Consider the following 26,831-nt stretch of genomic DNA (forward strand, 5'->3'; position numbering starts at 1 on the left):
TACAAGAAATTGGAAAAGTTGACTTAATTACTGCTGATGAAGAAGTAGAATTAGCTCAGAAGATTAAAGCCGGCGACCAACGTGCGTTAGAGAAATTGACAAAAGCCAATTTACGTTTCGTGGTTTCTGTCGCAAAACAATACCAAAATCAAGGTTTAACACTACCCGATTTGATTAACGAAGGAAATTTAGGTTTGATTAAAGCCGCACAACGTTTTGACGAAACTCGTGGTTTCAAATTCATTTCGTATGCTGTTTGGTGGATTCGCCAATCTATTCTTCAAGCTTTGGCTGAACAATCACGTATTGTCCGTTTGCCGTTGAACAAAATTGGTTCTATTAATAAAATCAACAAGATGTATGCTTTGTTAGAACAATCTAACGAACGTCCACCATCTGCTGAAGAAATTGCAAAAGAGCTCGATATGACCGTTAATGACGTAAAAGAGAGTATGAAAAACTCTGGTCGTCACTTGTCAATGGATGCACCACTTGTAGAAGGAGAAGATTCTAACTTGTATGACGTTTTACGTTCAGGTGAATCTCCAAATCCAGACCGCGAATTGATTCACGAATCGTTACGTACTGAAATCGAACGTTCTTTAGAAACCCTAACACCAAGAGAAGCCGATGTAGTTCGTTTGTATTTTGGTTTAGGCGATCAACACCCAATGACTTTGGAAGAGATTGGAGAAACTTTCGACTTAACTCGTGAGCGTGTGCGTCAAATTAAAGAAAAAGCCATCCGCCGATTGAAACATACCTCAAGAAGTAAAATTTTAAAAACATATTTAGGATAAATTTAGACATAAAGTCGAATGTCTTAATGTCAAAACTCCGAAAATACTTTCGGAGTTTTTTATTTTTTTATTTGAACTTGTTTCAGATTCACCAATTATAATTTACTTTTGCAAAAAACAACACAAACTAATTTCAGTATTATAAGATACTGAAATAAATTCAGCATGAAATGAAAAACACACTTATCGCTCCTTCAGTTTTAGCTGCCGATTTCGCTAACTTACAACGCGACATTGAAATGATTAATGCGAGTGAAGCCGATTGGTTTCATATTGACATTATGGATGGTGTTTTTGTTCCGAATATTTCTTTTGGAATGCCTGTTTTAGAAGTCATTTCAAAACATGCCAAAAAAACAATTGATGTTCATTTAATGATTGTCGATCCAGACAGATATATAGGGACTTTTGCTGCTTTAGGCGCCAATATTTTATCTGTTCATTATGAAGCATGCACTCATTTACATAGAACATTGCAAGCCATAAAAGCAGCAGGAATGAAAGCTGGTGTTGCCCTCAACCCACATACTAATGTAGATTTACTAGAAGATATTATAAATGACATTGATTTAATTTGTGTAATGAGTGTAAATCCGGGTTTTGGTGGTCAATCGTTTATTGAAAACACCTATTCTAAAATCGAAAAATTAAAAGAGCTTATTATTAGAAAAAATGCTTCCGCTTTAATTGAAATTGATGGTGGAGTTACTGATAAGAATGCTAAAAAATTAGTTGAAGCAGGAGCAAATATTTTGGTAGCTGGGAATTTTGTTTTTAAAGCAGAAAATCCAATTGAAACCATTGCTTATTTGAAGAAATTAACTTCATAGTTAAACTTAAATGAAACAACTATTTTTCATCCTGTCCTTTTTAATAATTTCTTGTAGTTCAAATGACAAAATACAAGTTGATGAAACAATTCGCGGGGCTGATATTTCCTATTTACCTTTAATTGAGAGTGAAGGGATTATTTTTAAAAATAATAATCAACCAGAAAACGTAATTACTACTTTAAAAAAAACAGGATGTAATTACATTAGAATTCGGCTTTGGCACACACCATCAGATGTTCATTCGAGTTTAACAGAAGTAAAAGCATTAGCAGAAAGAGTTCGAGAAGCAGGAATGAAAGTTTGGATAACTGTGCATTATTCTGATACTTGGGCCGATCCTGGAAATCAAACAAAGCCCATAGCTTGGCAAAATTTGAACTTCAACGAATTAAAAATTGCCGTTTCAAATTATACAGCGAATATAGTTTCAGAAATTAATCCAGATATTATTCAAATTGGCAATGAAACAAATGATGGCTTTTTGTGGCCAACAGGGAGATTGTCGATTAATGAAAACCAATATATTCAATTGACCAATGCTGCGACTATTGCCGTTAGAGCAAATTCAAATTCAACCAAAATAATGTTTCACTATGCTGGATTTGAAAATTCGTCTACTTACTTTACCAAAATGAATAGTATTGACTATGATTATATTGGGCTGTCATACTATCCAATTTGGCATGGGAAAAACCTAAATGATTTAAAAAATAGCATAAACCAACTTGGAACAACATTTAATAAAAAAGTAATAATTGCAGAAACAGCTTATCCTTTTTCTTTGGGATATAATGATTTTACAAATAATATTTTAGGACAAATTGATCAAATCATTACGGCTTATCCTCCAACACCAATAGGCCAAAAAAACTTTTTAAATGACCTAAAAAATACAGTAAAAGTTAGCGATCACGGCATAGGTTTTTGTTATTGGGGCGCAGAATGGATTGCTTTTCGTGGACCAACAGCAACCAATGGTTCACCATGGGAAAACCAAGCACTTTGGGATTTTGACAACAATGCTTTACCTGCTTTAGAATTTTTTAAAAAATATTAATTCCGCTTTTAATAGTCTAATTTTCTTGTTTTTTTAAATATTTCTTCGAAAATAATTCCGTACAACTATCTTTGCAATGATTTTTTCTAACGTTTTGAAAAAATACAACTTAGCATCTTTAGATTGTTTTTTAAATGTCAATAGGTAAAAACAAAAAATGCTAGAAAGGTAATCTAGCATCTTTAGTGACCTCGGCAGGGTTCGAACCTGCAACCATCAGAGCCGAAATCTGATATTCTATCCAGTTGAACTACGAAGCCTTTAAAAAATAGATGAAAGAGAAAAGAAAAAAGATCAAGTTTCCTCAATATTCTTTTCTCATGCTTTTTGCTTCTTTTCTCTTAATTCTTAAACTAATAATTTTTTAACGATAGCCGATATCGTTTTACCTTCTGCTGTTCCACCAAGTTGAGCTGAGGCTAATCCCATTACTTTTCCCATAGAAGCTATTCCTGAAGCTCCAGTTTCTGCAATTATTTTTGCAACTACGAGTTCTACTTCTGCTTCAGATAATTGTGCGGGTAAGAATTTTTCAATCACTGCAATTTGAGCTAATTCTGGTTCAGCTAAATCGGCACGATTTTGTGAAGTAAAAATTTCGTAACTGTCTTTACGCATTTTTACCAATTTTTGTAAAATTTTAATTTCATCTGATTCGGTGATTTCTTCTTTAGATCCTGATGAAGTTTGCGCTAATAAAAGTTCCGATTTGATGGCTCGAAGTGCTTCTAAAGCTATAGTGTCTTTAGCACGCATAGCATTTTTCATCTCCTCCATTATTTGGTTTGATAAACTCATAATTTAGATTTTTTGATTATTCGACCACTTAGATTATTAGATTTTAAGACTACTAAAAAGCCATACAAAGATAAAAAAATAACCCGAAAATCTTAGTGAAATTTTCGGGTTGAATAATTTGGTTTAGTGTTGGTTTAATCTACGTTATCATGCAAGAATGAGTTATTGGAACGCAATTGCAAATCATCATTGCTGTCTGTTCCTAAAGACATTCTTGAGTTTGAATTTGTATCAGCATTGTTTGATAAGTCAAGTCCAAGACGCTTGTATGCTGGTTCTTTTTCCAATTCTTCAATACGTGAAGGATTATTGTGAAATTTATAATTGAACTCTTTTAATTTTCTTCTTCTTTCATCAGCTCTATGCCTTAAAGTTTCTTCGATGGTCATTTCTACTGGTGATACATCTTCAAAGTGCATAACTGTTGACAATGGCTTATCCGTTTCTGCTTGTGACTTTAAAGTAATATTTAACTCTTCAGCTATTGGCTCTTCAATTATTTTTGCTATTGGTTTTGAGTTTAATAAATCATTTTCTATTTCCATATATTCCTCTAAAGAATATTTGATTACACCACCTTCATTCATTTCAGTAACTTGAACAAATTGTACTGCTTCATTTACTATTATATCATTTGCCTCTGATAAATCAAAAACTATTTTGCTTTCTTCAATAGCTTCGCTTTTTTCAAATGTTGTCGTATCTGGAATATCAAATGTAAATGTAGTTTGTTCTTCCTCAATGCTATTTTGTGGTTCAATCACTTTTATTTCATTAACTTCAGGAGTAATTACTTTGAAATCGATATCAATAATTGGTGATACAATTTCGAAAGTTACATCCAAGTTGCGAATAAATTGATTCATAGCTATTAACTCATTGTCGTCAATAGCTGCTTCTAACAATGATGTCAATTCTATTTCGTCTTCGATTAATTCAAATACAATTTTTTCAGACACCTCTTCAGTTGGAGTTTCTAGAATAGATTGAAAAACCTCTACTGATTTTTGAGTTAGATCACGTTCTAATTTATGCTCACTATCTAATGAGTGTATAATTTTCTTAGCTTCTATGTTTAAAATTCCATTTTGTTGTTCTTCATTAAATCCCGTTGCAATGATGGTAACTGCTATTGATTCACCTAATTTTTCATCTTCTCCAACTCCCATAATGATGTTAGCATTGTTTCCGGCTTCACTTTGAATATGGTCATTAATTTCTCCTATTTCATCAATAGTAATTTCATTTGAACCAGAAACGATAAGCAACAATACGTTTTTGGCTCCCGAAATTTTATTATCATCTAACAATGGGGAATCTAATGCAGAAATAATAGCTTCTTTTGCTCTGTTTTCACCGCTAGCAGTAGCAGAACCCATAATGGCTCTTCCACTATTCTCGAGAACAGTTTTAGCATCTTTTAAATCAATGTTTTGAGTATAGTGATGTGTAATTACTTCCGCAATTCCTCTTGATGCTGTAGCTAATACTTCATCTGCTTTTGAAAATCCGGCTTTGAAACCAAGATTTCCGTATACTTCTCTTAATTTATTATTATTGATAACAATTAAAGAATCAACTTGTTTTCTTAATTTCTCAACACCTAACTTGGCTTGGTCTTGACGAACTTTTCCCTCAAACTGAAAAGGACAGGTTACAATTCCTACAGTTAAAATTCCTTTCTCTTTTGCCATTTGGGCAATTACTGGCGCAGCTCCAGTTCCTGTTCCACCGCCCATTCCTGCGGTGATGAATACCATTTTAGTATTAGTGTCCAACATTTTTTCTATATCGCCAACACTTTCTAATGCTGATTGTTGACCAACATCTGGATTAGCGCCAGCGCCAAGGCCTTCTGTTAAGTTAACACCTAACTGAATTTTATTTGGCACAGGACTATTTTGAAGTGCTTGCGAGTCTGTATTACAAACTATAAAATCAACTCCATTTATTCCTTGTTTAAACATGTGATTGATAGCGTTACTTCCGCCGCCACCTACTCCAATTACTTTTATCACATTTGATTGGTTTTTTGGTAAATCAAATGAGATATTTCCAAATTCTGAGTTGCTTGTCATACTATTTTGGTTTTGTTATTTTTTACTCTGTTATGCTATTCTGCGTTATCTAAAAAATCTTTAATTTTATCTACATACCGGTCAAAAAATGACCGTCTTATTTTGCCTTCTGTTGTTTCATTTTCTATTTTGCTTACCGGCAATTCTACTTCATCTAAAACTTCTTCCTCTACTTTTTCTTCCACTAATGGTTTAAAAACTGAATTTTTTGGTACCTCTGCTGCTACTTCTTTTAGTTCAATTTTATAGGCACTATTAGAATTGTTTTCAATGCTATTCATAACCAATCCTACAGCAGTTGCAAATAAAGGACTTGAAATTTCTTCACTGGAATTTCCTGCCAAATGTTCGTTTGGATACCCAATTCTAGTATCCATTCCTGTAATATATTCTACTAATTGTTTAATATGTTTCAATTGCGATCCTCCACCAGTTAAAACAATTCCAGCAATTAACTTTTTGCGAGGATCTTCGTGCCCATAAGCTTTAATTTCAGTGAAAACTTGCTCAATGATTTCAACAACTCTTGCGTGAATTATTTTTGACAAATTCTTTAATGAAATTTCTTTTGGATCTCTTCCTCTTAGCCCTGGAATAGAAACTATTTCGTTGTCTTTGTTTTCGCCAGGCCAAGCTGAACCAAATTTTGTTTTCAACAATTCGGCTTGTTTTTCAATAATAGAACATCCTTCTTTAATATCATCTGTAATCACATTTCCACCAAAAGGCACAACTGCTGTATGACGAATGATGCCATCTTTAAAAATGGCTAAATCTGTTGTTCCACCACCAATGTCTATCAAGGCAACACCGGCTTCTTTTTCTTCTTGACTTAAAACGGCATCAGCAGAAGCTAATGGTTCCAGTGTCAAACCAGATAATTCAATACCTGAGCTTTGAATACATCTTCCTACATTTCTAATAGAAGAGGCTTGTCCAACTACCACATGAAAACTGGCTTCTAATCGTCCACCATACATGCCTATTGGTTCTTTTATTTCAGACTGCCCATCAATTTTAAATTCTTGTGGCAATACGTGGATAATTTCTTCTCCAGGAAGCATTGCTAATTTATTGACTTGGTCAATTAACAATTGAATATCTCTTCCGCTGATTACTTCCTCTGGGTTAGTTCTGATTACGTAATCAGTGTGTTGAATACTTCGAATGTGTTGTCCTGCTATACCTACAACCACATCGCTTATTTTATATCCTGAATTATTTTCGGCTTCAAGAACTGCTTGCTGAATAGATTGAATAGTTTGAGTAATATTATTTACAACACCACGAGCCACACCAAGACTTTTGGATTTTCCTACACCCAAAATTTCTAATTTTCCATATTCGTTTTTCTTACCAATCATGGCAACAATCTTGGTTGTCCCAATATCTAATCCAACGGCAATATTCTCTTTTTCCATAATCTTCTATTTAATGCAAACCACTTGTTTGGTAAACTTCAAATTAATTTTTCTGTATTTGTTTAAAGTGCTATCTAGAACTGCTTTTTGAAAAAATGCTTTATAGTTTTTAAATTTTCTATCGATGTTTATAGATTTACCAAAATCAATTTGAAAATCATAATTTCTATTCACCATGATTAAGCTGCCGTTAGGCAAAACTTGTATCCCAATGATGTTTTTTTTTAAAAAATCATCTTCTGCAATCATCTTTAAAACTTCAGATAATTTTTCTTTTTTTACTGTAGCAATTTCGCCAGATAATAGTGGAACTCTAGCAGTAAAATTCTCAGACAAGGGCATTTTATTTCCCTCATAATCAAGATAAAAAGAACCTGTTTGATCAAATACTCTTCCCAGAGGTGTTTTTTGCTCTACCACCACTTTTAAAATTCCATCTACACTAACAAATACATCTATTTTTTGTATCAATTTGTGTCTGCTAATTGAATTTTCCAATTTGTTCAAATCTAAATCAACTTTGCTCAAATTTTTTATGTCTTGATTTTTTTCTATTAACAATTTATTAACCATTTCTGGCTTCAAAAAAAGGTTCTTTTTACCCACAAAAATAACTTCTGTATTTTTAATTTTTCTAGTTGCATTTCGTTGTGAAGTAAAGGAATACAGGGAGACAACAACTAAAATAATCAACAATAATCTGATATTTGTCCAAGTGAAAATTTTCACAGCAAAGCCTTTTTAATGTTAGGAACTAATTCACCAATATCTCCTGCTCCAATAGTGATAATTATTTTGGCATTACTTGCTAAAATAGAAGGTACTAAATCGGTTTTTGAAACCAGTTTTTTGTTTGGATTTTCTATTTTTGAAAGTAACCAACTTGATGTAATTCCTTCTATTGTTAATTCTCTTGCAGGGTAAATCTCCAACATTAAAATTTCATCAAATTGAGACAAACTTTTGGCAAAATCATCGGCAAAATCTTTGGTTCTGCTAAACAAATGTGGTTGGAAAATTGCCAACACTTTTTCGTTTGGATACAATTCACGAACTGCTTGATGCACCGCGTTAATTTCGGTTGGATGATGTGCATAATCATCTACATAAACCAAATTTTCAGTCTTAATTTGATAAGAAAATCTACGTTGAATTCCTTTAAATGTTGCCAAGGCTTTAGCAATAGACTCTGTTGTTGTACCATAAGTCTTAGCCATGGCTAAGGCCATCATGGCATTCATTAAATTGTGCCTTCCTGGCAATCCGAATTGTAAATCTTTAATGATTTCAGTTGGTGTTTGAACATCAAACACATAAAAACCTTTTTCTATCCGGATATTGAAAGCTTTGTATGTTGATTCTTCATCAATTCCAATAGTTAATGCCTCTAGAGGCAATCCTTTTGGAACGAATAAATTATTTTTATTTTCAACTTTATCTGCAAATTCTCTAAAGGAATCTTCTATAGCCGATTTATCACCATAAACATCTAAATGGTCAGCATCCATTGAGGTTACACAAGCAATGTCTGGATGCAAATGAAGAAATGATCTATCAAATTCATCGGCTTCAACTACGGTAACGGTTTTACCATTCCCAATTAAATTGGAATTATAATTTTCTACAATTCCGCCTAGAAAAGCAGTAACATCTGCTCCACTTTCATACAGAATATGTCCCAAAATACTCGATGTTGTTGTTTTTCCGTGTGTTCCAGCAACCGCAAAACAAAAAGTGTCTTTGGTAATGATTCCCAAAACTTCAGCTCGTTTTTTTACTACATAATCTCTTTCTAAAAAGTAATTCCATTCTGAATGAGATACTGGAACTGCAGGAGTAATTATAACTAGGGTGTTTTCTAGATAATAATCAGCTGGAATTAAACTGATTTTGTCTTCAAAGTGAATGTTCATTCCATTTGCCATTAACTCTGCGGTTAAAAAGGTTGGTGTTTTGTCGTAACCCGAAACATTTTTGCCAATGTTTTGGAAATAACGAGCCAAAGCACTCATTCCAATGCCTCCAATTCCGATGAAATAGACGTTATGTATTTGGTTTAAATTCACTTTATTGTATCAATTTTGATATTTCTTCAACTATATCTTTAGTAGCATTTGGCTTTGCCAATTTTTTGATATTTTGGCTTAATTCAGTCTGTAAATTTTCATTTGTAATTAAATCTGAAAAAACAGTTTCAAATTTTTCTTCTAGTTCATTTTCTCTTAAAAGAATAGCGCCATTTTTATCTATAATTGCTTTAGCATTTTTGGTTTGATGGTCTTCGGTCACATTGGGTGAAGGAATAAAAATAGTTGGTTTCCCTACCAAACATAATTCGGAAACCGAAGATGCGCCAGAACGTGAAATCACAAAATCGGCAGCGGCATAAATCAAATCCATTCTGTCAATAAAGGCTACTACTTGCACATTTTTTTTTTCATCGAAATGTTGGTATTCTTCATAATATAATTTGCCACATTGCCAAAATACCTGAATACCATTTGCTAATAGAAAATCTAATTCTTTTTCAATTAACTGATTGACTCTTCTGGCACCAAGGCTTCCGCCAAGAATTAAAAGTGTTTTTTTATCGTCATCTAAATTGAAATAAGAAATTCCTTCTTGTCGTTTTGTTTCTATATTCAATAAATCTTGACGCACTGGATTTCCAGTGAAAACGATTTTGTGTTTTGGGAAAAAGCGTTCTAAATTTTCATACGCCACACAAATAGCATTAGCTTTCTTGCTCAATAATTTATTGGTAATTCCTGGGTAGGAATTTTGTTCTTGAATAACCGTAGGAATATTTAAACTGTTGGCCATTTGCAATAATGGTCCACTAGCAAAACCGCCAGTCCCAATTACAACATTAGGTTTAAACTTTTTGATAATCTTTCTAGATTTCCATAAACTACTCATTAGTTTAAATGGAAACATCATATTTTGTAGCGTTAATTTTCGTTGTAAACCAGCAATCCACAAACCTTCTATGTTGTAACCCGCTTGTGGTATTTTTTGCATTTCCATTTTATCGCTTGCGCCTACAAAAAGAAATTCTGACTCAGAAAATCGAGATTTTAATTCATTGGCAATAGCAATGGCTGGATAAATATGCCCGCCGGTGCCACCCCCACTTATTATGAATTTTAATTTTCTCATTTTAACTTCTTTTTAAAATTGGCTCTAAAGGATTTGCTGCATCTTCAATAGAAAAATCTTCTTGTTCTTCGGCTTCGTCTTCTTGTAATTGTTTGTCGATTAGCTTTTGTAAAGCGTCTTCTCTTTTTTGTTTTTCGGCTTGCTCTTCAGCAATTTCTTCATCTTTTTTGGTTACACTTAAAATAATTCCAAGTGCAATACAGGTCATCCAAATAGAACTTCCACCAGAACTGATTAGTGGCAAAGTTTGTCCTGTTACTGGCAATAATTCTACAGCTACAGCCATGTTTGTCATTGCCTGAAAAATTATCGGAAAACCTAAACCTATTACGACAAGTTTACCAAAAAGTGAATTGGCTTTATGTGCTGCGACGACGAAGCGGAACAATAATAAAAGATACATTCCTAAGACTAATAATCCTCCGAAAAGACCATATTCTTCAACGATAATGGCATAAATAAAGTCAGAAGAAGATTGTGGTAAAAAATTTTTCTGCACACTTTTACCTGGTCCAAGTCCATATACTCCTCCAGAAGCTATGGCTATTTTAGCTTTCTCAATTTGATAATCGTCTTCATCTGGTTTATCGCTTGTGAAATTATCAATACGAGCAATCCAAGTATCTACACGATTGGGGAAAGCACTAGGAAAAGCTTTGGCTACTAGGATGAAAAACACCAATCCTATAATTCCAGCACCAATAATAATTCCAATATATTTTAATGGATATTTTCCAATGAAAGCTAACATCATTACCATAGAAAAAATTAAAGCTGCTGTAGATAAATTGGCTGGAAGAATTAGTATGATAGTAATAAAAACTGGAAGCCATAATTCCCAAAGTGAGTTTTGAAAAGTTATAGGTGTTTCTCTTTTTTTAGATAAATATCTGGCCACAAAAACATATAGCACTATTGAAGCCAATGTTGATGTTTGGAATGTTATGCCAATAAAAGGTATTTGTATCCAACGACTTGCATTAGCTCCTTCTATAACTGTTCCTTTCAATAATGTATAAATTAATAGCAACCAAACGACAGGCAACAACAATCTCGATATCGTTCTGAAATAATGATAGGGAACTTTATGTACTTTATACAAAATAAAAAATCCAACTAAAATTTGTGCTCCGTGTTTCAAAAGATAAGTTAAAGCATTTCCGGAACCATGACGCATGTAGGCCAAATTACTACTTGCGCTAAAAACTGGCATAAAAGAAAACAATGCCAATAAGGCAACGAATGCCCAGATGACTTTATCTCCTTTTAGACTGTGAATTAGTTCTTTCATTTTTTAGCTGTTAGCCTTTAACTCTTAATATCCTATGCATTTTTGCTAACAGCTAATAGCTGAAAGCTGACTGCTTTTACAAATTCTTTACCGCTGCTTTAAATTGATTTCCTCTGTCTTCGTAGTTTTGAAATAAATCGAAACTTGCGCATGCTGGAGATAATAAAACCGTATCCCCTTTCTCGGCTAAATGTTTAGCAGTAATTACCGCATCACTCATATTATCCACCTCTACCATCATATCAACCACATTTCCAAAAGCATCAATTATTTTTTTATTGTCGATACCAAGGCAGATGATTGCTTTTACTTTTTCGCGAACTAACGACATGATTTCGCTGTAATCATTTCCTTTGTCAACACCTCCAACAATCCAAACAGTTGGGACAGTCATGCTATCTAAAGCAAAGAAAGTAGCATTCACGTTGGTAGCTTTACTATCATTGATGTACTGCACATTTTGAATTTTTAACACTTTTTCTAAACGATGTTCTACACCTTGAAAATTGGATAAACTCTCACGAATAGTTTCCTTTCTGATTTTCATCAGCAGGGCTACAGAAGTTGCTGCCATAGCGTTTTTCATGTTGTGTTTTCCTTCCAATGAAACCTCACCAGTTTTCATTTCAAATTCCTCGTTGTTGATAATAATGTCCATAGTGTCGTTTTTTATAAAGGCTCCGTTTTCAAAAGTTTTGTTTAATGAAAAAGGAATTAATTTTGCTTTTGTTTTGTTTTGTTTGAACCAGTTCGAAATTGCCTCATCATCTGCATCATAGATGAAATAATCTTCTTCAGTTTGGTTCATTGTTATTCTAAATTTTGATGCGATATAATTTTCATATTTGTATTCATATCTGTCTAAATGGTCAGGACTAATATTCAATAGAATGGCTATATCTGGTCTGTATTTTATATTGCCATCCAATTGAAAACTGCTCAATTCTAAAACATAGTAATCGTAGTTTTCTTCAGCAACTTGCCAAGCAAAACTTTTTCCAATATTTCCTCCTAAACCAACGTTTAGCCCTTCATTTTTTAGCAAATGATAAGTCAATATCGTAGTGGTGGTTTTTCCGTTGCTTCCAGTAATCCCTATGGTTTTCGCTTTTGTAAATGGAGCAGCAAATTCAATTTCTGAAATCACTGGTATTCCTTTTTCCAAAAGTTTTTTAACCATGGGAGATTTCTCTGGAATTCCTGGACTTTTCATAACCACATCTGCATTTAGAATTAAATCTTCTGTGTGCTGTTCCTCTTCCCATTTAATCTCATATTTTGTAAGAACGTCTTTGTAATTTTCTTTAATTTTTCCAAAGTCAGAGACGAAAACATCGTATCCTTCTTTTTTTCCTAAAATGGCAGTTCCAATCCCACTTTCGCCTCCACCAAGTATTACCAATCGTTGCATTATCTCAATTTTAATGTCACAATTGAAACAATCGCTAATAGAATGGCAACAATCCAAAATCGGGTTACAATTTTACTCTCGTGATAACCTTTCTTTTGATAATGATGATGCAACGGCGACATCAGAAAAATGCGTCTTCCTTCGCCAAAACGTTTTTTGGTGTATTTGAAATAAGAAACCTGGATAATAACAGATAAATTTTCGGCAAAAAAGATGGCACATAATACGGGTAATAACATTTCTTTTCGAACAGAAATAGCCAAAACCGCAATAATTCCGCCGATTGTTAAACTACCTGTGTCACCCATAAATACTGAAGCTGGATAGGAATTATACCAAAGAAATCCAATTAATGCTCCTACAAAAGCCGCAATAAAAACCGTCATTTCTCCAGAATTTGGGATATACATTACGTTTAGATAACTAGATAATATAATGTTCCCAGAAATAAATGTGAAAATACCGAGCGCCAAAACTGAAATTGCAGAAGTGCCTGCAGCTAAACCATCTATTCCATCTGTTAAATTGGCCCCATTTGAAACAGCGGTGATAATAAAAATAACAATTGGGATAAAAACTAACCAAGCCCAATTTTCATATCCATCGCCTGTCCATTTAATGATTTTGGCATAATCCAACTCATTGTTTTTCATGAATGGAATAGTAGTTACTGTAGATTTACTTTCTCTAGGTGCTTGAGAAATTACATTTTGTGTTTGATAAAATGTTATTGGAGTTGTTGATCTTTCACGAACAGTAACTCCTGGATGAAAATATAAAACCGAACCAACAATCAAACCTAAACCTACTTGACCTATTACTTTGAAAATTCCTTTTAAACCTTGTTTGTCTTTTTTGAAAATTTTGATGTAATCGTCAATAAATCCAATAATTCCCATCCATAGTGTAGTAACTATCAAAAGGATAATGTAGATGTTATTTAGTTTAGTTAAAAGAATAACAGGAATAAGAGTGGCTATGATTATTATCAAACCTCCCATAGTTGGCGTTCCAGCTTTTTGAGATTGACCTTCAAGGCCAAGTTCTCTTACCGTTTCTCCAACTTGTTGGTTTCTTAAAAAGTTAATGATTTTTTTTCCATAAATGGTAGAAATCATCAATGATAAAATCAAAGCCAAAGCGGAACGAAATGTTATGTATTGAAAAACTCCTGCTCCAGGAACATCCATTGTTTTATCGAGGTATTCAAATAAATAATATAGCATAGGTTTATTTATTTTGTTGTTCTAAAAGTTCTTTTACTATTTTCATATCGTCAAAATCATGACGAACACCGTTAATTTCTTGATAGGTTTCGTGACCTTTTCCGGCTATGAGTATAATATCGTTTGGTCCGGCCAATTGACAAGCAGTTTTTATGGCTTGTTTTCTATCCACAATTGATAATGTTTTTCTTTGATTTTGTAGCTCAACACCTTTTTCCATATCAGCTATAATGTCGATTGGATCTTCGCTTCTTGGATTATCCGAAGTAATAATCACCTTATTACTCATGTTTGTTGCTATATGAGCCATAATGGGTCTTTTGGTTTTATCTCTATCACCTCCACAACCCACAACTGTTATTAATTGTTCATTATTTGTTCGGATGTCATTGATGGTCTTCAAAACATTTTCCAATGCATCAGGCGTATGAGCATAATCTACAATAGCTGTTATTTTAGCATCGGAAACTATAAATTGAAAACGACCTGAAACGCTTTCTAGTTCAGATAAAAACCGTAAAACTTCTAATTTATCTAATCCTAATTCTACTGCTGCACCATAAATAGCCAATAAATTATAGGCATTGAACGTTCCAATTAGTCGAACCCAAACTTCACTTTCATTGATTTTTAATAACAATCCAGATAATTGATTTTCGAGGATTTGCGCTTTATAATCAGCATACGATTTTAAAGCATATGTTAATTTTCTGGCGTAGGTATTTTGTAACATTACCAATCCATTCTTGTCATCTATATTGGTTAAAGCGAAAGCGGATTTTGGTAAATGATCAAAAAATGATTTTTTTACATCTCTATATTCTGCAAAAGTTGGGTGATAATCTAAATGATCGTGAGATAAATTACTGAAAATACCACCAGCAAATTGCAATCCTTCAGTACGCTTTTGGTGAATACCGTGAGAGCTTACTTCCATAAAGCAATATTCAACACCAGCATAATTCATTGCGGCTAAATAATAATTAATAGTCAGCGAATCTGGGGTTGTGTGAGTTGCTTTATATTCAACTTCATCAACCATGATTTTTACAGTGGATATCAATCCAACTTTGAAACCTGCTTTTTTGAATAATTGATATAAAAGAGAGGCAATAGTTGTTTTGCCATTTGTTCCCGTTATTCCAACTAATTTTAAATTTTGTGACGGGTTTCCATAAAAATTTGAAGCTAAAAGTGCTAAAGCAGTATTAGTGTCTTTCACTTGAATATAAGTAACTCCTGTAACTATAATTTCAGGTAATGTATCGCAAATAATTACAATTGCGCCAAGGCTTATGGCGGGCTCAATAAAATCATGACCGTTAGAAATAGTACCGCGAATAGCCACAAAAACATCATTCTCTTCAACTTTACGTGAGTCGAATTCAATTTTGTTAATGCAGATTTCCGTCGAACCTTTTACGGTTTCGATGGCAACTTTATATAATATGTCTTTTAAAATAATCACGATAATTCAAGTAGGATTGTTTTGTTTCTATCTAGAGCTTCTCCAGGATGAATTGATTGTTTTTTTACTTTCCCAATTCCAATAACCTTTACTTTTAATTTTAAATTTTCTAAAAGGGCTACTGCATCCATTCCGCTCATTCCCTTAACATTTGGCATTCCTTTTACTTCTTGTTGCTCTTTGATGGCATATTCATGGAACGATTTCTCTTGATTATTTATTTTTCTATTTAGGTTTTTGATTTCATTTGTAGAAGGTGTATCAGTAAAAATCTTTTGAGCAATTCGCTTAAATACTGGGCCAGCAACATCAGCACCGTAGTACCCTTTGTTTTTTGCATCTGGCTTGTGAACTACTACGATACAAGAATATTTAGGGTTTTCTGCTGGAAAGTATCCCACAAACGATGAAATGTAATGCTTCTCAGAGCCGCCATTTTTTGCATAATTGGCTTGAGCTGTTCCCGTTTTTCCAGCCATAGAAAAATCTTTAGAATACAATGATTTTCCGGTTCCTTTTTGAACTACATTTTTTAAAACCGCTTGGATTTTTTTTACAGTTTCATCTGAACAAATCTTCGAGTTGATAATTTCTTTGTCGTATTTTTTGATAACATTATTCCATTCTTTTATCTCAGAAACAAACAGAGGTTTTATCATTTCGCCGTTATTGGCAATTGCATTATACAAGGTTAATGTTTGCAAAGGGGTAACAGCAACACCATATCCAAAAGCCATCCAAGGCAATGCAATAGCACTCCATCTTTTATCTGCAGGATGTGGGATTATTGGAATTCCTTCACCTTGTATAGGCAATCCAAGAGGCTTACTTAAACCCATTCTGTCTATACGATCTATAAATTGTTTCGGGTTGTTTTTATAATTTTCGTAAACCGCTTGAACCATAACCGTGTTTGAAGAAATTTCCATTCCGCGTCCTAGTGATATTTTCTGTTTACCACCTCTATGAGAATCCTCTACATCTTTTCCGTATATCTTAATTAGCCCACCTTTTCTATCATAAACCTTGCTTGTATCAACTTTTTTATCGTCTAATAAAGCAATCAAATCAACTAGCTTAAATGTAGAGCCTGGTTCATGAGATTCTTTGATAGCATAATTTTCAGTTTCATAATAGGTAGAATCTGTTTCCTTTAATTTTCCAAGATTGGAGATAGCTTTAATTCTTCCCGTTTTAGTTTCCATCACAACCACACAACCGTGATCAGCTTTGTATTCCTTTAACTGTTTCAGCAAAGCATGATGGGCAATATCCTGAATATAAACATCAATTGTAGAAATGACATCATATCCATCTTGTGGATCAACTTCATTCATATCCCGAATAGGTTTCCATTGTCCTTTGGCAATTTTTTGTTTTAAAACTTTCCCATCTTTTCCGTTCAAATATTTTCTAAATGACCATTCAATCCCTTTACCATCTGGTTTTCCTTCGGGAGTTAATCGCTCGTAACCTATGGTTCTCTCGGCAATTTTACCTATTGGATGTTCACGAACAGTTTCTTGCTCGGTAATCACTCCTCCTTTATTAGCTCCTAGATTAAATAGTGGAAAACTTTTAATTTTCATAAATTGAGTATAACTCAAATCACTCGCTACCAATAAATATCTGTTTTTATTTTCTCTGGCAATTCTCAATTGGGTTTGATAGAATGCGCTAGATTTTCCAAGCATTTTTGATAAAGAATCTGCTAATGGTTTTGCATTTTTATCAAATGCCTCACTTTTTGGAACAACTGCATCAAAGCGAATGTTATAATTTGGAATTGAAGTGGCTAACAAACTTCCATCTGAAGAATAAATATTTCCTTTATTTGCAGGGATAACAAAGCTCTTAACTGTTTCTTTTTTGGCTAATTCACGAAGCTTCGGGCCTTCAACCCATTGAATCTTTGAGAGTTTGAAAGTAATGGCTACAGCCATCAGAAAGATACTGAAAGCAACTAAATAAATTCGGTAAGAGATATTTTTATCTTCTATTGCCATAGTTTTTGAAAGAAACTTTTTTCTACTGGTTTTTTAACTTTAATTTTTTGAGGAGGAACCGTTGAAGGAAATATTTTTCTTTCTTCCATTTTTTCAGAAACGGTGGATTCCATTTTTAATTTCATTAATTCTGAGCGTTTGTCTACAAATTCTGAACGCAATTCTTTTACTTCATTTGTCAATTCAGTGATTCTGAATATTTTTTCATCATATCGGTGCTCGTTAGCTATCATTATTATGGCTAATAGAATTAAAAATACGATAAAGCGCCAGTTTTTAGTAGCATCCTCATTGACAAGAAATCGAGCTTTTAATATTCCATAAACCCCTTTTTTCATTGTTTTTCTGCTATTCTTAATTTGGCACTTCTTGCTCTATTATTCATTTTAATTTCAGCTTCATCTGGAACAATTAGTTTATCAACTAACTTGAATGGAACCGAATAATTCCCAAAGAAATCTCGCTCTGGTTCCCCTTCAAATAATCCGTTTTTCATAAATCTTTTTACCAGTCTGTCTTCTAAAGAGTGGTAAGAAATTACACTTAATCTTCCTTGTGGTTTTAATATTTCAAGTGACTGTTCTAAAAATTCTTTCAAAACTTCCATCTCTTGATTTACTTCAATTCGGATTGCTTGATATATTTGAGCTAAAATTTTATTTTTAAACTGATCAGGTAAAAATTTTGATAAAATCATTTTTAACTCATCCGTAGTGTTAATCGATTTCATTTCTCTGGTTTCAATAATGGTTCTTGCCAATGCTGGAGCGACTTTCAATTCACCATAATCCAAAAAAACTCTTCTCAAATTAGCGTCATCATATTGATTAATCACTTTATGTGCATCTAACTCATTTCTTTTACTCATTCTCATATCTAAATCAGCGTCAAAACGAGTTGAAAAACCTCTTTCGGGAACATCAAATTGATGTGATGAAACACCTAAATCCGCTAAAATTCCATCAACACTTTTCACACCGTGAAATCTTAAAAAACGTTTTATGTATCTGAAATTTTCATGTATCAAAGTAAATCTTTCATCGGTGAAAGCATTAGCTAACGCATCTTCATCTTGGTCAAAACCAAAAAGCTTTCCATTTGAACCCAATCGGCTCAAAATTTCTCTTGAATGACCACCGCCTCCAAATGTAACATCTACATATATCCCATCGGGCTTGATATTCAATCCATCGACAGTTTGCTTTAACAATACTGGGTTATGATAATCCATTTCCATCATCGCTGGTATTTCCCATTACATCCTCAGCTAAGTCAGCAAAATCAACATCATCTCCAGCAATTGCTTTTTCATATAAATCTTTATCCCAAATCTCAACGATGTTTACAGCAGATGAAAGCACAATATCTTTTGCAATTTTACCAAAGGCAACTAAATCTTTTGGGATTAATAATCGTCCTAAATCATCAACCTCAACCACTTTTACTCCAGCCGTAAATCGACGGATAAAATCATTATTTTTCTTTACAAAACGATTGAGTTTATTAATTTTTTGCATCATTGAATCCCATTCCGTCATAGGGTATAATTCCAAACAAGGCTGAAAAACAGAACGTTTCAATACAAACCCATCTTGCAAAGAATTAGCAAGTTGCTTCTTTAACGCTGAAGGAATCATCAATCTTCCTTTAGCGTCAACTTTGCATTCGTATGTTCCTACTATAGAGTTCAATGGCTTTAAATTTTCGTCAAGAGCAAAAATATAAAAATATTTACCACAATTTACCACAAAATACCACTTTGTTAATAAGTTTTAGTACTTCAAAGGTTTTTTATAGAAAAACAGCGTGAAATCAGCACGAGAAGTTTGTTAATTAAACCCTAAAAAATAAGATTAGAATTTGATGAAAATCTAAAAATTGGTTTGTAGCATTTTTATTATCAAATGTTGATTTTTAAAAATGCTATGATTTCATGATTTTGAAGAAAAAATTTTTAAACCTTGGTAATGAATTAATCTGTTTTAGCAGTAAATATTCCTTTTTGAAATGAGTTTTAATGTTTAATATCATATATTTGTTCGATGTTAAAGTCATTTAAGAACATGGAAGGAAATTTAAAAAAAGAAGGAAGATATTCCTATTATGAAGCAGGAGAAGGAACACCAATTGTAGTCTTACATGGTTTGATGGGTGGTCTAAGTAACTTTAATGGAGTTGCAGCTTATTTTTCGACAAAAGGATATAAAATAGTGATTCCAGAATTGCCTATTTATACTCAAAACATTCTAAAGACTAATGTAAAAGCTTTTGCAAAATATGTTAAAGATTTTATCACATTTAAAGGTTTTGACCGCGTAATTCTTTTAGGAAATTCTCTAGGTGGACATATTGCATTGTACCATTCCAAAATGTATCCTGAAAAAGTTGCTGGTTTAGTCATCACAGGAAGTTCTGGACTTTATGAAAGTGCCATGGGAGATAGTTATCCAAAACGTGGAGATTATGAATATATCAAGAAAAAAGCTGAAGCTGTTTTTTATGACCCTAAAGTGGCCAGTAAAGAAATTGTGGATGAAGTTTTTTCTGTTGTTAATGATAGAATTAAGGTAATTAAAACCTTGACCATTGCCAAAAGTGCTATTCGTCACAACATGGCAAAAGATTTACCAAAAATGCATTTGAAAACCTGCATTATTTGGGGTAAAAATGACCAAGTAACACCTCCAGAAGTTGCTGAAGAATTCCATAAACTAATGCCGAATTCAAAATTATATTGGATTGATGAATGCGGTCACGCAGCTATGATGGAACATCCTGACGAGTTTAATCGTCTTTTGCATAAGTGGTTAAAAAAAGTACATCTATAGACAAAAAGTCCTTTTTAGGGGCTTTTTTATTTTAAATAAAACCAATGAAAATTAATTCTGCTGAATTTATTATTAGCAATTCTGACGTGAGCAAATGTCCGCTGGAACGATTGCCTGAATATGCTTTCATTGGTCGTTCCAATGTTGGAAAGTCATCTTTAATTAACATGTTGACCAACCACAAAAATTTGGCAAAAACATCAGGTAAACCAGGGAAAACTCAGTTAATTAATCATTTTAAAATCAATTTGAATTGGTTTTTAGTTGATTTACCAGGTTATGGTTATGCTAGAGTTTCTAAAAAAACTAAAGAAGTTTTTCAACAATTCATAACGGATTATTTTGAGAAAAGAGAGCAATTAGTTTGTGCTTTTGTCCTGATAGACATTAGACTTGAAGCTCAAAAAATTGATTTGGAATTCATTACTTATTTAGGGGAAATTGAGGTTCCTTTTTGCATTATTTTTACCAAAGCAGATAAAATTAGTAAGACAAAAATAGACTCTCATATAGCGGCTTACCGAAAAGCGCTACTAGCCAATAACTGGGAAGAAATGCCGCAATACTTTGTAACCTCAGCTACAGAAACAACAGGAAGAGATGTTGTTTTAAATTTTATTGATGGAGTGAATGAAGATTTGTTCAAAAATTCGAATGAGTTTTAATATAGAAAAACAATTGGGTTTTTATTGCTGTAATTTAACTTCTTCTTTTAGTTATAAAATGTATTCTTTACTTGACTTTCTTTCAAATTCAAAATTTTCCGCAATAACTCTTTTAAAATTAAAAAACCGTTTGAATTTTCACTGATTGTAATGATAAAAATTTGATTTTAGTCATTTTAAACTGCTGAAAACAATAACTTCTACTTTGCATTTTTAAAAATTATTGCAAATCTTGGTCTTATTTTTAATCTACATTAAATCATTTTTTAATCTAATTGAATACTTTAAAAAATTTAATACAGAAGTCGTCTACCAATTCAGCACTAGTTATAAAAAAGATGAACACACTTTTTTTATGGGAACGACCTATAAATGTAAACTTTTTAAAAAAACATCACTTTTTTTAAGAACAGCCGTTCAGCATACGCAAAACTATTTCACAGGAGAACCTATCGCCGACAAACCATTAACTGAATGGAGAAACCGTATTCGTTTGTCTTATAGTTTAAATAAGAATTATAACGCGACTCTATCAGCCGAACCGTATTTGGCATTTGATCGACTGCATCCAGGTCATATTAGTAGAATTCGTTATGTGAGCCAACTCAACTTTAGATACAATAAGTTTAATAACTTGTCATTGTTTTATTTGATTGAGCCCGATGTTATAACCTACAAAAGGCCCAATACAGATTATGTAATCGGAATCACCTATAGCATAAAGCTGCCAAATAAGTGGAAAGATTTTAATAAATTCTACAGGCGGTCAAATGCAGATAAAGATAAAGACCGCGATACCAAAGATTCTTATAATTAAGATTATTGATGTCTAATAAAAAAATAAAAATAGTCTTTTTTATTTTTTTAATTGTAATTTCTCAGCAAAATAATCACAAAAATCTTTCATAGTATCCGACATTTTTTCATCTGCAGTAGCTCGTTGAAATGTATCCGACATGGCAACTAAAGTTTGGTGAAAAAATAATTTCATTTCATCTACAGGCATGTCTTTTGTCCATAAATCAATACGAAGAGTTTCTTTTACATTACTGTCCCAAATGGAAAGCATTATAGCTTTTGCCTCTTCTTGATTTACTCCTCCATCTTGTGCTGTCCAATTTAGTTTTTCTGGAACTCTATTTTCATCTAATTCTATAAGAAATTTTATTTCGGATTTAATGGTATTACTCATTCTTCTTTGGTTTGTATTTTGATTTTTCAAATAATTGTTTGGCATCCATTTTTAACATGTCTTGTAGGCTAACTTCATTATTTTCCATAAAGGAACGTACAATTTGCCAGCCAACCCATTGTCCAATTCTTCCAGGTGATTCATTATCAATTTCAAGATAAAATTTAGAAAATGGCGCAAGATTTATAAAGCGATTTGGTAATCTAGAATCCGTGTCAAAAAGCAAATTGTCCTCTATAAAAAAACGCCACATATAGCTTTCGTTTTCTTGACACCAAGTAATTTGTTCTGGTTTGTATCCAATTTTATCTGCATCAGAGTAATCAGGAAGCAACAAATCTTTTAAATACAATTCTTTGCCATAATAAATCATACTTGCCAATAATGTTTTATCACTTGGTGGTGGAATTTTTGTCAATGCATAACTTGACACAATATCTGGCATCATTTGTCTTTCCTCGAAATTCTGTTTTAAATATTCTGGAAATTGATAAAATTTATGATTAGTTCCTAGGTACAATTCAAGAGCAATAATAAGTTTGTCATTGGCATATATAGCTTTACTGTTATAATCCATTTCAGCGATTACAGTATATACTTTTGGAGTGATAGTTTCAGGGAAATAATATTTTATATGTTTGAATAAATCTTCTATTTCAGTTGTTTGCTTATCGAAATTTGCATATTTTTTTTGTACTTCATTATAAAGTGCTCTCCAATCTTTGTTTTGTAATTTGTCTATCCAAACTTTATCATCATATTTATTTGAAAAGAAAAAAGGATATTTGGTTTTCAAATTCGCTAAGTCTTCTGGTTTTGTTTCGAAAAAAGCTTTATCAAAACGATCAACACTTAATTCAACAGGGATTTGTTCAACATCCTGTTCAATTTTTGATTTTTTGTTACAAGAAACCATTGAAAATAGTAAAAGGGAAATCAAAAAATATTTTATCATTTTTTAGAAATTTAAAGGCAATTAATCAAGTTATAAAACTACCTATTTTTTACATTTGCAAATATACATTGCAGTTTTTAATAAAAATCATAAGAAATGTCTAAAAAAAGTAAAATTGACGTAGCAAATGTTAACACGCATATCGTCACATGGTTAAAGGATTATGCAACTAATGCAAAAGTAAAAGGTTTTGTAGTTGGGATTTCAGGTGGAGTTGATTCTGCAGTCACTTCTTCGCTTTGCGCTCAAACAGGATTAACAACTTTATGTGTAGAAATGCCAATACACCAAGATAGTAAACAAGTAAGCAGAGGCAGAGAACATATTGAACAACTAATAAGAATATTTCCAAATGTGAAAAGTGCAGAATCTGATTTAACTTCGGTTTTTGAAACATTTAAAAATATAGTTCCCATTTATGATGAAAGCGATAAATTACATTTATCATTAGCCAATACAAGAGCAAGATTACGAATGACAACATTGTATTATTACGCAGGGATTTATGGTTTATTAGTGGCCGGAACAGGAAATAAAGTAGAGGATTTTGGGGTTGGTTTTTACACTAAATATGGTGATGGCGGTGTAGATTTAAGTCCCATTGCCGATTTAATGAAAAGTGATGTTTATGCTTTAGGAGCATATTTAGAAATTCCTGAATCGATACAAAATGCAGCTCCAACTGATGGTTTATTTGGCGATTCAAGAACCGATGAAGAACAACTAGGCGCAACTTATGACGAATTAGAATGGGCAATGATTCAAGCAGAAAAAAATAAAACAATAAAGGATTTTACAGATAGAGAAAGAGAAGTTTTTGAAATTTATAAGAAGTTAAACACTCTTAACAAACACAAAATGAATTCAATTCCTATATGTTTAATTCCAAAAAACTTATAAATTTAATAATTGTTTAATAACTATTAAATAATAATTATTTAATTTTACAGTAAATTCTATTAATTTTTAATCAAACACCACAATTATGATTAATGTATGTATCGCTGATAATTTCCCGGTAGTGCACTTTGGAATGAAAGCTTATTTCAAGGATCACCCTGAAATAAGTATTGCTTCAAACGTAGGAAATTTTTTTATGGTTTCAGATGCCTTAAGAAACAAAGAAATTGACGTATTAATTATCGATTTAGAACTTGAAGGATTAAAGAGTATTTATGAAATCAAGTCAATTATCAAAATTTTTCCAAAAACTAAAGTTATCGTATTTAGTAGCTTGTCTGAAAACATTTATGCTCCAAATGCAATCAAGGCAGGATGTGCAGGCTACGTTCACAAGACATCAAAACTTGAGAATTTGGGAGCAACAATTGTCAAGGTAAGCCAAGGACAAATTATCCTAAATGAAGATATCAAGAGAAACTTAGCATTGATAGCTAAACAAAACAAATCAGAACGTTTATATAGAAAACTTTCTAACAGAGAAATTGAAGTATTGCGTTTCCTTAGTGATGGCAAGAAAAACAACGAAATTGCTAAAATTTTGTCACTAAACGAGAAAACTATCAGTACTTACAAACTGCGTCTTTTGACTAAGTTAAATGTAACCAACTTGGTTGACCTTGTTAACAAAGCTAAAACATTAGAAATCGTTTAAAAATTCAAACCCGTCTTGTCTAAAAACAGGACGGGTTTTTTATAAATAAGTTGACCGAATTCGTCCTATTTTATTGGTCAAACTGACTTTTAATTTATTATAATCATTAATAGTCGCTTTTAATTCTTCAAGTTCATTTTCTCCTTCTTCATTACTAAAATTATTCATTAGATCTAAAATCAATTTATTGATGAGATATTCTCTTAATGAAATAATTGTTTCTGAAACATATTGACTAACATTTTGCATTTTGGTTTTTACATAAATATGTTTGGTTTCCCAATTATGTAACAATTCTTTTTCTTCGTGCATCAAAATATCAGTAACTATTTGAGAATGTTCTGATGATAATTTCATTAAATACTGTTCTATAACAAAGTCATCACTTTGATTATAATAAGTTATTAAATCATTATAAATTTCTTTAAAAACAGGATTGGCTAATTCAACTTCATCTTCTTGCAAACTCAAATAAATACGTTGAAAAACTTTAACTGAAGTGGTCTCTTTTTCTTCAACCATTTCGCCTTCCTCATTTGCTTTCAAAATTAAATCTTCAAAATCGGCTTCTAAATTACCATAGAGCAAAAGCATTTCAATGATTTTGCGTTCTAACTCATAAACAATATTAATTTTGTCTTGAGTAATTTGTTGCACTTCATTTTTGACTACCTCAAAAGCTTTTTGCTCTGTTTTGAGTTTCTTTCCGGCTTCCGAAATATCTTTCTGAATGAGTTGTGCTAAAGTATTTTGTAACACTTGCTCTGAAATATCCATAATTCGAGAGCACTCTTGAATGTATACTTCTCTTTTAATTCTATCGGGAATTTTAGAAATACTAACTACCATGTCACGAATAAGATCGGCTTTTTTGATAGGATCATTTTGTGCTTCATTCATCAAAAGCGATGCTTTGAACTGAATAAAGTCTTTGGCATTATTTTCTAAATAAAATACTAAATCATCATACGAATTTTTTCTAGCAAAACTATCTGGATCATCACCATCAGGAAACGAACAAACTTTTACGTTCATGCCTTCTTCCAAAATCAAATCAATACCCCGAATAGAAGCTCTCAAACCTGCAGCATCGCCATCAAAAAGCACTGTGATATTCTTAGTCAATCGATTAATTAATCTGATTTGATCAGGTGTTAAAGCTGTTCCAGAAGAAGCCACTACGTTTTCAATTCCCGCTTGATGCATTTGGATTACATCGGTATAACCTTCTACTAAATAGCAATTATTTTGTTTGGCAATCGCTTGTTTAGCATGGAAAATTCCATATAAAACTTTACTCTTATAGTAAATTTCACTTTCTGGAGAGTTAAGATATTTAGCTGCTTTTTTATCATTGGTCAAAATCCTTCCGCCAAAACCTAAGTTTCTGCCAGATAAACTTTGAATCGGAAACATGACTCTTCCTTTAAAACGATCAAAATGTTTTCCGTCTTCTCTAGTAATGGTTAAACCAACTTTTTCTAAAAATTCTAATTGGTACCCTTTTGAAAGTGCTTCTTTAGTGAAAGCATCCCAAGTTTCAGGTGAATAACCCAAACCAAATTTGGCAATAGTTTCATTGGTAAATCCTCTTTCTTTGAAGTAAGATAAACCAATAGCTTTGCCTTCTTCGGTGTTTAATAGCGTATCTTGAAAATAAGTTTTGGCAAATTCAGAAACCAAATACATACTTTCTTTTTCGTTGGCTTCAATTTTATCTTCTTGAGAAACTTCGGTTTCTTCAATTTCAATATTATATTTATTAGCCAAAAACCGTATAGCTTCAGGATACGTAAAATGTTCGTGTTCCATCAAAAAAGTCACCACACTTCCGCCTTTTCCAGAGCTGAAATCTTTCCAAATTTGTTTTACAGGAGAAACCATGAATGAAGGTGATCTTTCATCTGAAAACGGACTTAATCCTTTATAATTGCTACCAGCACGTTTTAATTGGACAAAGTCACCAATGACTTCTTCCACGCGAGCGGTTTCAAAAACTTTATCTATGGTTTCGCGAGTAATCAAAAT

The 26,831-nt window shown here is 32.5% G+C and carries 25 protein-coding genes and 1 tRNA gene; 8 read left to right on the top strand and 18 right to left on the bottom strand.

All coding sequences use genetic code 11. The features are described from left to right. From ACOYLT_RS02980 to ACOYLT_RS02990, 3 genes are all read left to right on the top strand, one after another. Window positions 1-800, top strand: an 800-nt coding sequence (locus ACOYLT_RS02980) for a sigma-70 family RNA polymerase sigma factor (protein WP_422852359.1), incomplete at its 5' end; no start/stop codon positions are given. 170 nt (window positions 801-970) lie between these two features. Next, window positions 971-1,630, top strand: a complete 660-nt coding sequence (rpe, locus tag ACOYLT_RS02985; protein ID WP_422852360.1) for a ribulose-phosphate 3-epimerase — start codon at window positions 971-973, stop codon at window positions 1,628-1,630. Window positions 1,631-1,640: 10 nt separating this feature from the next. Further along, window positions 1,641-2,690, top strand: coding sequence for a glycoside hydrolase family 53 protein (locus ACOYLT_RS02990; RefSeq protein ID WP_422852361.1), 1,050 nt, complete (start codon window positions 1,641-1,643; stop codon window positions 2,688-2,690). Between the two features lie 186 nt (window positions 2,691-2,876). Here the strand turns inward: ACOYLT_RS02990 and ACOYLT_RS02995 are convergent. From ACOYLT_RS02995 to mraZ, 15 genes are all read right to left on the bottom strand, one after another. After that, window positions 2,877-2,950: transfer RNA gene (locus ACOYLT_RS02995), tRNA-Arg, on the bottom strand. Window positions 2,951-3,038: 88 nt separating this feature from the next. Beyond that, a complete protein-coding gene (locus ACOYLT_RS03000; RefSeq protein WP_422852362.1) occupies window positions 3,039-3,488 on the bottom strand; it encodes a GatB/YqeY domain-containing protein in 450 nt (149 codons plus the stop codon). A gap of 134 nt (window positions 3,489-3,622) precedes the next feature. After that, window positions 3,623-5,566: a cell division protein FtsZ gene (ftsZ, locus tag ACOYLT_RS03005; RefSeq protein ID WP_422852363.1), complete on the bottom strand. Its 1,944-nt coding sequence runs from the start codon at window positions 5,564-5,566 to the stop codon at window positions 3,623-3,625. 35 nt (window positions 5,567-5,601) lie between these two features. Continuing rightward, window positions 5,602-6,987: a cell division protein FtsA gene (gene ftsA, locus ACOYLT_RS03010; RefSeq protein WP_422852364.1), complete on the bottom strand. Its 1,386-nt coding sequence runs from the start codon at window positions 6,985-6,987 to the stop codon at window positions 5,602-5,604. 6 nt (window positions 6,988-6,993) lie between these two features. Continuing rightward, window positions 6,994-7,716 (bottom strand): cell division protein FtsQ, encoded by a 723-nt coding sequence (locus ACOYLT_RS03015; RefSeq protein WP_422852365.1) that lies wholly within the window; start codon window positions 7,714-7,716, stop codon window positions 6,994-6,996. Next, window positions 7,713-9,053 carry a UDP-N-acetylmuramate--L-alanine ligase gene (gene murC, locus ACOYLT_RS03020; protein WP_422852366.1) on the bottom strand — a complete coding sequence of 447 codons (1,341 nt, stop codon included), beginning with the start codon at window positions 9,051-9,053 and terminating at the stop codon, window positions 7,713-7,715. Before murC ends, ACOYLT_RS03015 begins: the two co-directional genes overlap by 4 nt. Before the next feature lies 1 nt (window position 9,054). Continuing rightward, window positions 9,055-10,146: an undecaprenyldiphospho-muramoylpentapeptide beta-N-acetylglucosaminyltransferase gene (gene murG / locus ACOYLT_RS03025; protein WP_422852367.1), complete on the bottom strand. Its 1,092-nt coding sequence runs from the start codon at window positions 10,144-10,146 to the stop codon at window positions 9,055-9,057. A 1-nt stretch (window position 10,147) separates the two neighbouring features. Further along, window positions 10,148-11,437, bottom strand: a complete 1,290-nt coding sequence (locus ACOYLT_RS03030; RefSeq protein ID WP_422852368.1) for an FtsW/RodA/SpoVE family cell cycle protein — start codon at window positions 11,435-11,437, stop codon at window positions 10,148-10,150. A 76-nt stretch (window positions 11,438-11,513) separates the two neighbouring features. Then, window positions 11,514-12,848 carry a UDP-N-acetylmuramoyl-L-alanine--D-glutamate ligase gene (gene murD, locus ACOYLT_RS03035; RefSeq protein WP_422852369.1) on the bottom strand — a complete coding sequence of 445 codons (1,335 nt, stop codon included), beginning with the start codon at window positions 12,846-12,848 and terminating at the stop codon, window positions 11,514-11,516. Further along, entirely contained in the window at window positions 12,848-14,074 is a 1,227-nt protein-coding gene (mraY, locus tag ACOYLT_RS03040; protein WP_422852370.1) for a phospho-N-acetylmuramoyl-pentapeptide-transferase, read from the bottom strand. The genes murD and mraY overlap by 1 nt, the downstream gene beginning before the upstream one ends. A gap of 4 nt (window positions 14,075-14,078) precedes the next feature. Further along, entirely contained in the window at window positions 14,079-15,542 is a 1,464-nt protein-coding gene (locus ACOYLT_RS03045; protein ID WP_422852371.1) for a UDP-N-acetylmuramoyl-L-alanyl-D-glutamate--2,6-diaminopimelate ligase, read from the bottom strand. Then, window positions 15,539-17,548 carry a penicillin-binding protein gene (locus ACOYLT_RS03050; protein ID WP_422852372.1) on the bottom strand — a complete coding sequence of 670 codons (2,010 nt, stop codon included), beginning with the start codon at window positions 17,546-17,548 and terminating at the stop codon, window positions 15,539-15,541. The genes ACOYLT_RS03045 and ACOYLT_RS03050 overlap by 4 nt, the downstream gene beginning before the upstream one ends. Further along, complete coding sequence (locus ACOYLT_RS03055; protein WP_422852373.1) at window positions 17,539-17,886, bottom strand: FtsL-like putative cell division protein; 348 nt, start codon at window positions 17,884-17,886, stop codon at window positions 17,539-17,541. The genes ACOYLT_RS03050 and ACOYLT_RS03055 overlap by 10 nt, the downstream gene beginning before the upstream one ends. Beyond that, window positions 17,883-18,779 (bottom strand): 16S rRNA (cytosine(1402)-N(4))-methyltransferase RsmH, encoded by an 897-nt coding sequence (rsmH, locus tag ACOYLT_RS03060; protein WP_422852381.1) that lies wholly within the window; start codon window positions 18,777-18,779, stop codon window positions 17,883-17,885. Before rsmH ends, ACOYLT_RS03055 begins: the two co-directional genes overlap by 4 nt. Next, window positions 18,766-19,239 (bottom strand): division/cell wall cluster transcriptional repressor MraZ, encoded by a 474-nt coding sequence (gene mraZ, locus ACOYLT_RS03065; RefSeq protein WP_422852374.1) that lies wholly within the window; start codon window positions 19,237-19,239, stop codon window positions 18,766-18,768. Before mraZ ends, rsmH begins: the two co-directional genes overlap by 14 nt. 372 nt (window positions 19,240-19,611) lie before the next feature. Between mraZ and ACOYLT_RS03070 the strand changes: the two genes are divergently transcribed. The 3 genes from ACOYLT_RS03070 (at window position 19,612) to ACOYLT_RS03080 (ending at window position 21,858) form a co-directional block, all read left to right on the top strand. Continuing rightward, on the top strand, window positions 19,612-20,376 hold the full coding sequence (locus ACOYLT_RS03070; protein WP_422852382.1) for an alpha/beta fold hydrolase: 765 nt from the start codon (window positions 19,612-19,614) through the stop codon (window positions 20,374-20,376). A 44-nt stretch (window positions 20,377-20,420) separates the two neighbouring features. After that, window positions 20,421-21,041 carry a ribosome biogenesis GTP-binding protein YihA/YsxC gene (gene yihA, locus ACOYLT_RS03075; protein WP_422852375.1) on the top strand — a complete coding sequence of 207 codons (621 nt, stop codon included), beginning with the start codon at window positions 20,421-20,423 and terminating at the stop codon, window positions 21,039-21,041. Between the two features lie 355 nt (window positions 21,042-21,396). Further along, window positions 21,397-21,858, top strand: a complete 462-nt coding sequence (locus ACOYLT_RS03080; RefSeq protein ID WP_422852376.1) for a hypothetical protein — start codon at window positions 21,397-21,399, stop codon at window positions 21,856-21,858. A 39-nt stretch (window positions 21,859-21,897) separates the two neighbouring features. Here ACOYLT_RS03080 and gldC read toward each other — a convergent pair whose 3' ends face one another. Continuing rightward, entirely contained in the window at window positions 21,898-22,233 is a 336-nt protein-coding gene (gene gldC / locus ACOYLT_RS03085) for a gliding motility protein GldC (protein ID WP_422852377.1), read from the bottom strand. Further along, on the bottom strand, window positions 22,226-23,188 hold the full coding sequence (gene gldB / locus ACOYLT_RS03090; RefSeq protein WP_422852378.1) for a gliding motility lipoprotein GldB: 963 nt from the start codon (window positions 23,186-23,188) through the stop codon (window positions 22,226-22,228). The genes gldC and gldB overlap by 8 nt, the downstream gene beginning before the upstream one ends. A 96-nt stretch (window positions 23,189-23,284) precedes the next feature. On the opposite strand from gldB, the gene nadE reads away from it, so the two are divergent. After that, window positions 23,285-24,088 (top strand): NAD(+) synthase, encoded by an 804-nt coding sequence (gene nadE, locus ACOYLT_RS03095; RefSeq protein WP_422852379.1) that lies wholly within the window; start codon window positions 23,285-23,287, stop codon window positions 24,086-24,088. Between the two features lie 85 nt (window positions 24,089-24,173). Further along, on the top strand, window positions 24,174-24,803 hold the full coding sequence (locus ACOYLT_RS03100) for a LuxR C-terminal-related transcriptional regulator (protein ID WP_422852380.1): 630 nt from the start codon (window positions 24,174-24,176) through the stop codon (window positions 24,801-24,803). Window positions 24,804-24,842: 39 nt separating this feature from the next. Here ACOYLT_RS03100 and dnaG read toward each other — a convergent pair whose 3' ends face one another. Further along, a complete protein-coding gene (dnaG, locus tag ACOYLT_RS03105) occupies window positions 24,843-26,828 on the bottom strand; it encodes a DNA primase (RefSeq protein ID WP_422852383.1) in 1,986 nt (661 codons plus the stop codon). Window positions 26,829-26,831: the final 3 nt, after the last annotated feature.

It is taken from the genome of Flavobacterium sp. (assembly GCF_049318185.1).
Classification (GTDB): Bacteria; Bacteroidota; Bacteroidia; order Flavobacteriales; family Flavobacteriaceae; genus Flavobacterium.

Bases quoted from the DNA above. Each gene is read 5' to 3' on its own strand.
- ACOYLT_RS03100 (WP_422852380.1), top strand. From the start codon at position 24,174: ATGATTAATGTATGTATCGCTGATAATTTCCCGGTAGTGCACTTTGGA.
- ACOYLT_RS03070 (WP_422852382.1), top strand. From the start codon at position 19,612: ATGGAAGGAAATTTAAAAAAAGAAGGAAGATATTCCTATTATGAAGCA.
- rpe (WP_422852360.1), top strand. From the start codon at position 971: ATGAAAAACACACTTATCGCTCCTTCAGTTTTAGCTGCCGATTTCGCT.
- rsmH (WP_422852381.1), bottom strand. From the start codon at position 18,779: ATGGATTATCATAACCCAGTATTGTTAAAGCAAACTGTCGATGGATTG.
- mraY (WP_422852370.1), bottom strand. From the start codon at position 14,074: ATGCTATATTATTTATTTGAATACCTCGATAAAACAATGGATGTTCCT.
- ACOYLT_RS03055 (WP_422852373.1), bottom strand. From the start codon at position 17,886: ATGAAAAAAGGGGTTTATGGAATATTAAAAGCTCGATTTCTTGTCAAT.
- murD (WP_422852369.1), bottom strand. From the start codon at position 12,848: ATGCAACGATTGGTAATACTTGGTGGAGGCGAAAGTGGGATTGGAACT.
- ftsA (WP_422852364.1), bottom strand. From the start codon at position 6,987: ATGGAAAAAGAGAATATTGCCGTTGGATTAGATATTGGGACAACCAAG.
- ACOYLT_RS03080 (WP_422852376.1), top strand. From the start codon at position 21,397: ATGGGAACGACCTATAAATGTAAACTTTTTAAAAAAACATCACTTTTT.
- gldC (WP_422852377.1), bottom strand. From the start codon at position 22,233: ATGAGTAATACCATTAAATCCGAAATAAAATTTCTTATAGAATTAGAT.
- ACOYLT_RS03050 (WP_422852372.1), bottom strand. From the start codon at position 17,548: ATGGCAATAGAAGATAAAAATATCTCTTACCGAATTTATTTAGTTGCT.
- nadE (WP_422852379.1), top strand. From the start codon at position 23,285: ATGTCTAAAAAAAGTAAAATTGACGTAGCAAATGTTAACACGCATATC.
- gldB (WP_422852378.1), bottom strand. From the start codon at position 23,188: ATGATAAAATATTTTTTGATTTCCCTTTTACTATTTTCAATGGTTTCT.
- ACOYLT_RS03030 (WP_422852368.1), bottom strand. From the start codon at position 11,437: ATGAAAGAACTAATTCACAGTCTAAAAGGAGATAAAGTCATCTGGGCA.
- yihA (WP_422852375.1), top strand. From the start codon at position 20,421: ATGAAAATTAATTCTGCTGAATTTATTATTAGCAATTCTGACGTGAGC.
- ACOYLT_RS03000 (WP_422852362.1), bottom strand. From the start codon at position 3,488: ATGAGTTTATCAAACCAAATAATGGAGGAGATGAAAAATGCTATGCGT.
- ACOYLT_RS02990 (WP_422852361.1), top strand. From the start codon at position 1,641: ATGAAACAACTATTTTTCATCCTGTCCTTTTTAATAATTTCTTGTAGT.
- murG (WP_422852367.1), bottom strand. From the start codon at position 10,146: ATGAGAAAATTAAAATTCATAATAAGTGGGGGTGGCACCGGCGGGCAT.
- ftsZ (WP_422852363.1), bottom strand. From the start codon at position 5,566: ATGACAAGCAACTCAGAATTTGGAAATATCTCATTTGATTTACCAAAA.